5 protein-coding genes are annotated in these 11,977 nt (G+C 63.6%); 1 reads left to right on the plus strand and 4 read right to left on the minus strand.

The features are described 5' to 3' along the window. Window positions 1-6: 6 nt before the first annotated feature. Window positions 7-3,549, minus strand: a complete 3,543-nt coding sequence (gene rpoC / locus C1725_RS14710; protein WP_102412320.1) for a DNA-directed RNA polymerase subunit beta' — start codon at window positions 3,547-3,549, stop codon at window positions 7-9. A 39-nt stretch (window positions 3,550-3,588) separates the two neighbouring features. Further along, complete coding sequence (gene rpoB / locus C1725_RS14715; RefSeq protein ID WP_102412321.1) at window positions 3,589-7,290, minus strand: DNA-directed RNA polymerase subunit beta; 3,702 nt, start codon at window positions 7,288-7,290, stop codon at window positions 3,589-3,591. A 560-nt stretch (window positions 7,291-7,850) separates the two neighbouring features. Between rpoB and C1725_RS14720 the strand changes: the two genes are divergently transcribed. Then, window positions 7,851-8,552 (plus strand): SH3 domain-containing protein, encoded by a 702-nt coding sequence (locus C1725_RS14720; RefSeq protein WP_102412322.1) that lies wholly within the window; start codon window positions 7,851-7,853, stop codon window positions 8,550-8,552. A gap of 87 nt (window positions 8,553-8,639) precedes the next feature. On the opposite strand, the gene C1725_RS14725 is transcribed toward C1725_RS14720, so the two are convergent. Together C1725_RS14725 and yicI are read right to left on the minus strand one after the other, a co-directional pair. Further along, a complete protein-coding gene (locus tag C1725_RS14725) occupies window positions 8,640-9,641 on the minus strand; it encodes a SpoIID/LytB domain-containing protein (protein WP_102412323.1) in 1,002 nt (333 codons plus the stop codon). Window positions 9,642-9,709: 68 nt separating this feature from the next. Beyond that, window positions 9,710-11,956, minus strand: a complete 2,247-nt coding sequence (gene yicI, locus C1725_RS14730) for an alpha-xylosidase (protein ID WP_102412324.1) — start codon at window positions 11,954-11,956, stop codon at window positions 9,710-9,712. Between the last annotated feature and the right edge of the window lie 21 nt (window positions 11,957-11,977).

Here is an 11,977-nt window from a genome sequence, read left to right on the forward strand (position 1 = left end):
ATAAACTTAGTACGCTTCGTGGATCTCTATGTTCTTGTAGCGCTTCATGCCTGTACCGGCAGGGATGAGCTTGCCGATGATGACGTTTTCCTTCAGGCCCACCAGCGGATCGACCTTGCCCTTGATGGCGGCCTCGGTCAGCACGCGCGTAGTCTCCTGGAAGGACGCGGCGGACAGGAAGGACTCCGTCGCCAGCGACGCCTTCGTGATGCCCAGCAGAATGCGCTTGGCGACCGCGGGACGTCCGCCCCTCATCAGCGTCGCCTCGTTTTCCTTCTCGAAATGGAAGATGTCCACCAGGCTGCCCGGCAGCAGTTCGGTATCGCCCGCATCCTCAACGCGCACCTTGCGCAGCATCTGATGCACGATGACCTCGATGTGCTTATCGGCAATGCCGACGCCCTGCAGGCGGTAAACCATGAGGACTTCCTTGAGCAGGTGTTCCTGCACGGCCTTGACGCCCAGGATGCGCAACAGATCGTGCGGGTTGACGGAGCCCTCGGTGAGCTCGTCGCCCGCCCTCACGCGGTCGCCGTCCTTCACCTTCAGGCGGCTGCCGTAGGTGATTGGGTAGGTCTTAACCTCGCCCTCCGCGCTTGTGATGACGATTTCGCGGCGCTTCTTGGCCTCGCTCAGCTTGATTTCGCCGTCGATTTCCGCCAGCGTCGCCTCACGCTTGGGCTTGCGCGCCTCGAACAGCTCCTCGACGCGCGGAAGGCCCTGCGTGATGTCCTTTTCGGAAGCCACGCCGCCGGTGTGGAAGGTACGCATCGTCAGCTGCGTGCCCGGCTCGCCGATGGCCTGCGCCGCGACGATGCCGACTGCTTCGCCGATGTCCACGTAGCCGCCGTGCGCGAGGTTCGCGCCGTAGCACTTGACACACACGCCCGTCTCGTTGCGACAGGTCAGCACGGAACGGATCTGGCAGGTCTTGATGCCCGCGTCCACGATCTCCTTGCCCTTTTCAAAGGTAATGAGCTCGTTGAGCGGCACGATGATCTCGCCCGTGGCGGGATTCACGATGTCCTCCGCCGCGACGCGGCCGACGATGCGGTCCATCAGCGACTCGATCGGATCCTGCTCGGAGCCGATGGCGGAAACCGTGATACCGCGCACCTTCTCGCCGCGCGCCGCGAAGCAGTCGTCCTCGCGGACGATGACCTCCTGCGAAACGTCGACGAGACGGCGGGTCAGGTAGCCAGAGTCGGCGGTACGAAGCGCCGTATCGGACAGCGCCTTGCGGCTGCCGTGGGAGGACTGGAAGAATTCCAGAACCGTCAGGCCTTCGCGGAAGTTCGCCTTAACGGGCATTTCCAGCGGCTTGCCGGTCGGAGACGCCATCATGCCGCGCATGCCGGCGAGCTGCGAAACCTGCGAAATTGAGCCGCGGGCGCCGGAGTCGGTCATCATGCGCACGGGGTTGAAGTCGTCCATGTGCTTCATGATGGTGCCCTTGACGTCGTCCGTCGTCTTGGACCAGACGGCCACGACGCGGTCGTAGCGCTCCTCGTCCGTGAGCAGGCCGCGGCGGAAGAGCTTTTCGATCTTCTTGACCTGCTCCTCTGCGTCGGCCAGGATGGTCTTCTTCTCCGGCGGGACGATGATGTCCGAAACGGAGACGGTGACCGCGCCGCGCGTCGAGTACTTGTAGCCCATGGCCTTGATGTTGTCGAGCACCTCGGCGGTCTTGTTCACGCCGTGGGCGCGGAAGCACATGTCGACGATCTTGCCGATCTGCTTCTTGCCGACGCGCTCGTCGACCTCCAGCACGAACATGTCGTCCAGGGTGTTGCGCGGCTTGAAGCCCATGTCCTGCGGAATGGCGTTGTTGAAGATCAGCTTGCCCAGCGTGGTCTCGATCACGCGCCGGTAGGTTTCGCCCTGCCACTTGCGCGCGATGCGCACGTGAATCTTCGCCTGCAGGTGCAGCTGCTGCGTCTGATAGGCCATCATGGCCTCGTCCTCAGAGCAGAAGTAGCCGCCCTCGCCCAGCGCGCCGGGACGCACACAGGTGAGGTAGTAGCAGCCGATGACCATGTCCTGCGTGGGCGAGATGACCGGCTTGCCGTCCTGCGGCTTCAAAATGTTGTTCGCGGCCAGCATCAGGAAACGGGCTTCTGCCTGCGCCTCCATGGAAAGCGGCACGTGCACGGCCATCTGATCGCCGTCGAAGTCCGCGTTGAAGGCCGTACAGACCAGCGGGTGCAGCTTGATGGCCTTGCCCTCCACCAGCACCGGCTCGAACGCCTGAATGCCCAGGCGGTGCAGCGTCGGCGCGCGGTTGAGCAGCACGGGATGCTCGCGGATGACGCCCTCCAGGATATCCCATACGCGGGTTTCCGCGCGTTCCACCATGCGCTTGGCGCTCTTGACGTTGTGCGCGATGCCGGTAGAAACCAGGCGCTCCATAACGAAGGGCTTGAACAGCTCCAGCGCCATGCCCTTGGGCAGGCCGCACTGGTGCAGCTTGAGCTCCGGGCCGACGACGATGACCGAACGGCCCGAGTAGTCCACGCGCTTGCCCAGCAGGTTCTGACGGAAGCGTCCCTGCTTGCCGCGCAGCAGATCCGAAAGGCTCTTGAGCGGGCGGTTGCCGGGGCCCGTCACAGGACGGCCGCGGCGGCCGTTGTCGATCAGGGCGTCCACCGCCTCCTGCAGCATGCGCTTTTCGTTGCGCACGATGATGTCGGGCGCGCCCAGCTCGAGCAGGCGCTTCAGGCGGTTGTTGCGGTTGATGACGCGGCGGTACAGGTCGTTCAGGTCGCTGGTCGCAAACCGGCCGCCGTCCAGCTGCACCATCGGGCGCAGGTCCGGCGGGATGACCGGCACCACATCCAGAATCATCCATTCCGGCTTGTTGCCGCTCTGGCGGAAGGCCTCGACGACCTCCAGGCGCTTGACGGCGCGGGCGCGCTTCTGCCCCTCGGTCTCGCGCTCGCGCTCCTTGATGGTCAGTTCGTTGATCTCGTTTCGGAGCGATACGCTGAGCGACTCCAGGTCGATCTTCTGCAGCAGCTCCTTGACCGCCTCCGCGCCCATGCCGACGCGGAAGGCGTCCCGGCCGTATTCGTCGACCAGCTCGCGGTACTTCTGGTCGGTAATCAGCTCGTTCTGCTTGAGCTTCGTCTTGCCGGGGTCCAGCACGATGAAGGAGGCAAAGTAGAGCACCTTTTCCAGCGCGCGGGGCGAGATGTCCAGCAGCATGCCCATGCGGCTGGGGATGCCCTTGAAGTACCAGATGTGGCTCACGGGCGCGGCCAGCTGAATGTGGCCCATGCGCTCGCGGCGCACCTTCGCACGGGTGACCTCTACGCCGCACTTGTCGCAGACGACGCCCTTGTAGCGCACGCGCTTGTACTTGCCGCAGTTGCACTCCCAGTCCTTCTGCGGCCCGAAGATGCGCTCGCAGAACAGGCCGTCGCGCTCCGGCTTGAGCGTGCGGTAGTTGATGGTTTCCGGCTTGCAGACCTCTCCGTGGGACCACTCGAGGATCTTCTCCGGCGAAGCCATGCCGATTTGAATCGAATCGAGGTTCGACAGTTCAAACAAAGGGTAGACACTCCCTTCCAATTCCTACACAGGGTTCGCTTACAGGTCGTCGTCGTCCAGCGAGATGTCCTCCAGATCGGGAACGTCCTCCACGTCGAAGTCGTCCAGCTCCTCCAGCGAGATGTCGGCGTCCAGATCGCCTTCCGGATAGCTTCCGGCGGACGGCGCCTCCTCGACCAGCGAAAGGTCGGCCTCCGGGCGCTCCGTCTCTTCCTCGTCCTCGTCGTCGATCTCTCTGATGATGATCTCCTGCTTGTCGGCGGAGAGCACCTTGATGTCCAGCGACAGCGCCTGCAGCTCCTTGATGAGCACCTTGAACGACTCAGGAACGCCCGGATCGGGGATATTCTTGCCCTTGACGATCGCCTCGTAGGTCTTTACACGACCGACCGTGTCGTCCGACTTGACCGTGAGGATCTCCTGCAGGGTGTTGGCGGCGCCGTACGCTTCCAGCGCCCAGACCTCCATCTCGCCGAAGCGCTGGCCGCCGAACTGGGCCTTGCCGCCCAGGGGCTGCTGCGTGACCAGCGAGTAGGGGCCGGTCGAGCGCGCGTGCATCTTGTCGTCTACGAGGTGATGCAGCTTGAGCATGTACATGTAGCCGACGGTGACCGGATTTTCAAACTGATCGCCCGTGCGCCCGTCGTAGAGCAGGGTCTTGCCGTCGCGGCGGCGCCCGGCCTTCTCCATCAGCTCCTCGATGTCCTCCTCGGTCGCGCCGTCGAACACGGGCGTGGCGACGTGCCAGCCCAGGGACTTGGCGACCATGCCCAGGTGCACTTCCAGCACCTGGCCCAGGTTCATACGGGAGGGAACGCCCAGGGGGTTGAGCACGATCTGCAGGGGCGTTCCATCCGGCAGGAACGGCATGTCCTCCTCGCGCATGATGCGCGAGACGACGCCCTTGTTGCCGTGGCGGCCCGCCATCTTGTCGCCGACCGAGATCTTGCGCTTCTGCGCGATGTAGACGCGCACCATCTGGTTGACGCCCGGCGAAAGCTCGTCGTGGTTCTCGCGGGTGAAGATCTTGACGTCGACGATGATGCCTTCCTCGCCGTGCGGCACGCGAAGGCTGGTATCGCGCACCTCGCGCGCCTTCTCGCCGAAGATCGCGCGCAGCAGCCGCTCCTCCGCCGTCAGCTCGGTTTCGCCCTTGGGCGTGACCTTGCCGACCAGGATGTCGCCGGAATGCACCTCCGCGCCCACGCGGATGATGCCCTCTTCGTCCAGATCGCGCAGCGCGTCGTCGCCGACGTTGGGGATGTCGCGGGTGATCTCCTCCGGCCCCAGCTTGGTGTCTCGCGCCTCGCACTCGTATTCCTCAAGGTGGATGGACGTATACACGTCCTCCTTCACGAGCCGCTCGGAGAGCAGGATGGCGTCCTCGTAGTTGTAGCCTTCCCAGGTCATGAACGCCATCAGGACGTTTCTGCCCAGGCTGATCTCGCCCATGTCCGTGGAGGGGCCGTCCGCGATGACCTGGCCCTTCTCGATGACCTCGCCGGCGTCCACGATCGGGCGCTGGTTGATGCAGGTGGACTGGTTGGAGCGCGCAAACTTGGTGAGCTTGTAGGTGTGCAGGCTGTGATCCTTCGCGCGGATGTCGATGCGATCCGCGCAGACCTTTTCGACCACGCCGTCTTCCTTGGCGGTGATGGCCACGCCCGAGTCGCAGGCGGCCTTGTACTCGATGCCGGTGGCTACGTAAGCGGCCTCGGGCTTGAGCAGCGGCACCGCCTGGCGCTGCATGTTCGAGCCCATCAGCGCGCGGTTCGCGTCGTCGTTTTCAAGGAAGGGGATCATCGCCGTCGCGACGGAGACGACCTGGCGCGGGGAGACGTCGACGTAGTCGACCTTGTCCGGCGCCACGGCCACGACGTCCGCGCACACGCGGGTGGTCACGCGCTCGTTTGCGAACGTGCCGTCCGGATTGATCGGCTCCTTTGCCTGCGCGATGTGGCAGCCGTCCTCCTCGTCCGCCGTGAGGTAGACGATTTCGTCCGTCACGCGCGTCACGCCGTCCTCGTGCGTCACGATGCGGTACGGCGCTTCGATGAAGCCGTATTCGTTGATGCGCGCGTAGGTCGCAAGCGAGCCGATCAGGCCGATGTTCGGTCCTTCAGGCGTCTCGATCGGGCAGATGCGCGCGTAGTGGGAGTAATGAACGTCGCGCACTTCAAAGGAAGCGCGGTCGCGGTTGAGACCGCCCGGGCCCAGGGCCGACAGGCGGCGCTTGTGCGTCAGTTCCGCGAGGGGGTTGGGCTGATCCATGAACTGCGAAAGCTGGGAGGAGCCAAAGAACTCCTTGATCGCCGCGCTCACGGGGCGGATGTTGATGAGATCCTGCGGACGCACCTCGCTCGCGTTCTGAATCGCCATGCGTTCGCGCACCACGCGCTCCAGACGCGAAAGGCCGATGCGGATCTGGTTTTGCAGCAGCTCGCCCACCGAGCGCAGGCGGCGGTTGCCCAGATGGTCGATGTCGTCTGTCTTGCCCACGCCGTAGGGCAGTCCGATCAGGTAACTGACGGAGGAGACGATGTCGTCGATGAGGATGTGCTTGGGGCACAGATGCGCGAGATTTTCACGCACCGCTTCCTTCAGATCCTCCGGCGCGACCTGGCCGATGATCTCCTTGAGGGTGGGCAGGTGAACCTTTTCGTTGATGCCCACCTCCGCCGGATCGAACGGCAGCCACGCGCCGGCGTCCACGAAGTTGTTGCCGATGACGCGCACGGTGTGCCCGTCGGCGGAAAGATGCACGACGCCCACGCCCGCGTTCTGAATCTCGAGCGCCATCGTCTTGCTGATCGTTTCACCCTCGGAAACCATCACCTCGCCCGTCTCGGGGTTGACGACGTCCTCCGCGGCCACGTGATCGGCGATGCGCGCCGCGAGCGCCAGCTTCTTGTTGAACTTATAGCGGCCCACCCGCATGAGGTCGTAGCGCTTGGGGTCGAAGAACAGGCTGCGCAGCAGGCTGCGGGCGGAATCCGCCGTGAGCAGCTCACCCGGGCGCAGTCGCTTGTAGATTTCCAGCAGGCCGTCCTCGACGGACTGCGCGGCCTCGTCGCGCGCGAGGGTAGCGGTCAGCTTTTCGTCCTCGCCCAGCAAATCCAGGATTTCCTGGTTGGTGCCGTAGCCCAGGGCGCGCAGAAGCGACGTCACCGGCAGCTTGCGCGCGCGATCCACGCGCACCCACATGACGTCGTTGGAGTCGATTTCATATTCGAGCCATGCGCCGCGGTTGGGGATCACCTGGGTATCGTACAGGTGCTTGCCCGCCTTGTCGATGGACTCGCGATAATAGACGCCCGGCGAACGGACGAGCTGGCTGACGATGACGCGCTCGGCGCCGTTGATGATGAACGTGCCGTGGTCGGTCATGAGCGGAAAGTCGCCCATGAAAACGTCCGATTCCTTGATTTCGCCGGTCTCCTTGTTTTTCAGGCGCACAAAAACCTTAAGCGCCGTCGCATACGTCATATCGCGTTCGCGGCAGCGTTCCTGGCTGTTTTTGGGTGTCTCGTCAAGCGAATAATCCACGAATTCAAGCACGAGATTTTCGCTGTAGTCCGTGATCGGTGAAACATCGTTCAAGACCTCGCGCAGGTCTTCCTTGAGAAAACGCTCATAGGAGTTCTTTTGCACTTCGATCAGATCGGGCATTTCCAAGACCTCATCGATGCGGGAAAAGCTCATCCTGGTGCGTCGCTTTCCCATTTTTACCTCGTGAACCATGAATGCCATCACCCCTAACTGTGTTGGAACCTAACCGTATGGCGCAAAACAAATGTTTTTTCGCTTCTTTCATTTTCCCGTTGCAAACGGTGCGTACGTGGTGTACAATAGCAACACAGGAACAATGCAAGAGGATAGAACACCTATTTTGACATACTGATGCAATATAGTATTGTATCACGCAATGGAATAGGTGTCAATCGTTTTGCGTTTGTTTTTTTTCGTTTTGGGCATTTTTTTGAAAAATGCGGGCTTGCGCGTGCGGCATGGCGCTCAGCATGCGGCTGCCTGGGCCGCGTGTTTTTCATAATTAAGAAATTTTTTCGGCTTTCCCGCAAAGATAGGCCCGCCGCCCGCGCGGCGCCCGCCTCGCGCGTCCGGCCTTTCGGACGCGCCTTTTTCCGCCGGATTGCGTCAGCTTTGTGAACGGGGGCGTTCTTTTTGGTGACGCTTTGCCCCGCCTCATTGACCCTTATTTTTTTGCATGATACAATAGCCGCATAAGGAACAATCTGGTTATACGCCGGCCTGCTGCCGGCCCGGAAAGGGAGCCTGCCGATATGAAAAAGAGAGTCCTGTCCATTCTTACGGCCCTTTCGCTCGCGTGCTTCACCCTGCCCTGGGGCGAAGCCGCCGCGGATGTGGCGACGCCCTCGCCCGCCCCGGCCGCGACCCCCGCGCCCTCCGCAGACGACGCGCAGGAGGCGGCTAAGGCCGCCTTAACGGCGGAGCAGCGCGGCGCGGTCGCCAGCGCCCTCACCGCCCTCTCGGGCGTCAAGTCGGTCCTCGACGCCCCGGTGATCGGGTTCCGCGAGCCGGAAACCGGCATCCTGCTGACCGTCAGCGCGTCCGGCGCGCCAAGCCTTTACTGTGTGCAGGATCATACCGGCGTCACCTGCACCTGTGGCCTGACCAGCACCGCCCAGACGCTCAGTATCGGCGGGGAGATGTTTGAAATCTGGCTAAACAAGAGCGCCGCCGTACCCAAAAAACACGTAAAGCCCGACAGCATCAACGTGCGCAGCGGGCCGGGAACCGATTATGAAAAGACGTATACGCTTTTGCAGGACCGCGTGGCCTACGTCTACGCAACCTTCGAGGGCTGGTCGCTCGTCGTGTACGGCGAGAGCAACGTGGGCTTCGTCAGTTCCGGCCTGCTCACCGTAAAGCCGAGCGCGAGCAAATCGCCGAAGCCTGTAAAGGACGACGACGAGGACGACGATGGCCCCGGGCCGGGCGGACGTCCCGGCGGCAGACGGTAAAGCAAAGACAGCGCGCGGCGGAAGGGCGGGACGCATCTCCCCTTCCGCCGCGCGTTTCATATTGTCCCCCCAAGTATCTCTCCGTCCTTACCACAGCCGCACGACCTGGACGTCCTGAAAATAGTGCGTCACGATCTCCCGCGCGCTCTTCCCGCTCTTCGCCATCGCGTAGGCTCCCCATTGGCTCATTCCGACGCCGTGGCCATAGCCCCGGCCGCTGATGACGACCTTGCCGTCCGAAAAGGTCAGCGAGTCGATGAGCGTGGAGCGCATCTGCGTCGAGCCCAGGGCGATGCGAAACGCCGCCGCGCTCACGCTCTTGCCGTTGATCGCAATCTTCGTCGCCCGGCCGGATGCCCCCCGCTCGCTAACGGCGATTTCCGCGAGCTGGTTGCCGGTTGCGCCGACCTGCTGCGCCGCCTTCATCACCTCCGCTGCGGGGAACGAGACCTCCCACTGAGCCGCCTCTTCGTCCGCCTCGTCGCTCTCCATGCCCTCGACGGATTGCGTATAGGGGGGTTCCTCCTTCTGATAATCGAGGCCCTCCTTCGCCAGCGCGGTCTTCCCGCCCGAGTGCGCGTGGAACCACGCGTAGGGCAGTTCTCCCCCGCTGGAGAGCACCAGCCCGTCCGTCTCCGCCACCGCCTGGCGGATGTTGTCGTTGACGGCGGCCGGCTCATAGGCCTGCGCCTCCTCGATGTCCGTGGAGATGTTGGCGCCGGGGTAGCGGCTTTCCTTGTCCTGCACGAACTTGAGCACGAAGGTGCGCGCAAGGATCGCCTGTGCCTTCAGGGCCTCCAGCGGCCAGTCCCCGTGCATCTCCCCCGCGAGTACGCCCAGCAGGTAGTCCTCGATGGGCATCGTCACGACCTGCGAGCGCTTCACGTCGTACACGCTGAGCACCGGCTGCCCGTCCTTGCCGACCTCCAGCTTTCCCGGAATTTCGGGCTTTTCCCCGCCCGAGGGCTGCAGCACCGCGCCCGGCGTCTGCTCCGGCACGGCGGTCGCCAGCGGCCGCGCGTCCGCTGCGCAGCCGGAAAGCGCAAGGCATGCCGCCAGCGCTGCCAGCAATCTCTTCTTTTTCTGCAAATTCAAACATCCCTTCCCGCATCATGGCTCTTTGTCCATCATACGGAAAGGGATGTTCGTTTATGCCATCAGCGGATCGATACCTGTCTTCCGTCCGCGTGCAGCACCACGCGGTAGGGATGCTCGCTGTCCGTCTCCACCTGCACGCCGTCCGCCGTACGCGTCACGGCGAAGGCAGCCGCGGTCGCGCCGGAAAGGTCGGGCACGGTCACGAACGTCGTCTCCCCCTCCTCAAGCTCGTACACGTGCAGCGTCACGCCGTCCGCGTAGTCGTAGTCCGGCCGCTCGCAATTCACGCCGACCGGCAGCACCGCTCCCTCGCGCACCATCAGCGGGAGGGTCAGAAAGCCATGCGTCTCCCTTTGCCAGCGCCCGCCCTGCACGGTTTCGTCCGTAAGCAGGTTCGTCCATGCGCCCTCCGGCAGGTAATAGTCCACGTGCCCGTCCGCGTGCATCACCGGCGCGATCAGCAGGTCGCCGCCCAGCATGTACTGCCGGTCCAGCGTGTCGCAGGCCGGGTCGTCCGGGTATTCCATGAACATGGGACGCAGCATCGGCGTACCAGCCTCGTGCGCTTGCACCGCCAGCCCGTACAGGTAGGGCATCAGGCAGCACTTGAGCTTCGTAAAGCGGCGAACGACCTCCACCGCCTCGTCCCCAAAGAGCCACGGTACGCGGTAGCTCGAGGAGCCGTGCAGCCGGCTGTGGCTGGATAGCAGCCCAAACGCCGCCCAGCGCTTGTACACATCCGCAGGCGCGGTCTGTTCAAAGCCGGAGATGTCGTGGCTCCAAAAGCCGAACCCACAGCAGGCGAGCGAGAGTCCGGCGCGCAGCGTCTCCGCCATCGAAGGGTAGCAGGCGCTGTTGTCGCCGCCCCAATGCGCAGGAAACCGCTGGCCGCCCGCCGTGGCGCTCCGTGCAAAGAGCACCGCCTCTCCCTCGCCGCGCTTTTGCTCGAGCAGCTCAAACACCATCTGATTGTATAGATGCGTGTAATAGTTGTGCATACGCATCGGCTCGCTGCCGTCGCTGTATCGGACGCCGCGCACGGGGATGCGCTCGCCGAAGTCGGTCTTAAAGCAGTCCACGCCCATGTCGAGCAATCGCGCAAGATAGGCGCAGTACCAGTCCCGCGCCCGTGGGTTCGTCACGTCCACGATGCCCATGCCCGCCTGCCAGAGGTCGGTCTGCCAGACGCCCCCGTCCTCCTTTTGAAGCAGGTAGCCTTCCCGCATCCCCTCCTCAAATAGCGGGCTCTCCTGGGCGATGTAGGGATTGATCCACACGCAGATGCGCAGCCCGCGCGCCTTATAACGCGCGATCATGCCAGACGGGTCGGGAAACGTCTCCGGATCCCAGGTAAAGTCGCACCAGTTATAGCCCCGCATCCAGAAGCAGTCGAAGTGAAACACGTGCAGCGGGATGCCCCTGTCCGCCATGCCCTGAATGAACGAGGAGGTCGTCCCCTCGTCGTAGCTGGTGGTGAAGCTCGTCGTAAGCCACAGACCAAACGACCACGCGGGCGGCAGGGCGGGCCTGCCCGTCAGGCGTGTGTACCGCTCCAGAATTTCCTTGGGCGTCGGGCCGTAAATGACGTAATAGCGCAAGCGTTCGCCCTCCGTGGAGAACTGCACGCGCTCCACCTTTTCGCTCGCCACCTCGAACGACACGTCGCCCGTATCCGCGACGAACACGCCGTAGCCGCGGTTGGTCATGTAAAAGGGCACGTTCTTATAGGCCTGCTCGCTGGCGGTGCCGCCGTCCGCGTTCCACATGTCCACGCTCTGGCCGTTCTTGACGAACGGACCGAAGCGCTCCCCCAGGCCGTACACGCACTCGCCTACGTCCAGCATCAGCGAATCGCTCATGTAGCAGCGGCCCGTCTCCCTGTTGCGCGCATGCGCCATGCCGTGGTAGCCGCTCGTGGTAAGCGTCCTGCCATCGGCTTCGTATCGCACCTCCCAGCTTCCGGACGCCTTGACGACCCGCGCTGCGAGCTGTCCGCTGATGAAATACGCCTCTGCCTCGTCCTCGCCCACCTCCACGCAGGGGCGTTCGTCCACCGTCTCAAATGCCGGGGCATGCCGCGCCTCCCCGGCAAAGTGGACGATCTCGGTCAGGATCACGCCCTCCATCGGGGAGGTGAATGTGACGGTGAGCGCCGTGCTGTTCAGCGTGTCCCCCCGGCTCGCCACGCGCCGCGTCGGGGCGAGCACGGACAGGCAGCCCTCCGTTCGCCGCGTGCGGTGCCACTCGGTCGCATAGTTCATCTCAAATTCGGGGCGCGTAAGCCAATATCCGTCTGTAAAGCGCATGGCCCTCCTCCTTTTTCTCGC

This window comes from Beduinella massiliensis, from assembly GCF_900199405.1.
In the GTDB taxonomy this organism is placed as follows: domain Bacteria; phylum Bacillota; class Clostridia; order Christensenellales; family Aristaeellaceae; genus Beduinella; species Beduinella massiliensis.

Excerpts from the sequence above, each read along its gene's own strand:
- C1725_RS14720 (WP_102412322.1), top strand. The coding sequence starts at position 7,851 with ATGAAAAAGAGAGTCCTGTCCATTCTTACGGCCCTTTCGCTCGCGTGC.
- yicI (WP_102412324.1), bottom strand. The coding sequence starts at position 11,956 with ATGCGCTTTACAGACGGATATTGGCTTACGCGCCCCGAATTTGAGATG.
- rpoB (WP_102412321.1), bottom strand. The coding sequence starts at position 7,290 with ATGGTTCACGAGGTAAAAATGGGAAAGCGACGCACCAGGATGAGCTTT.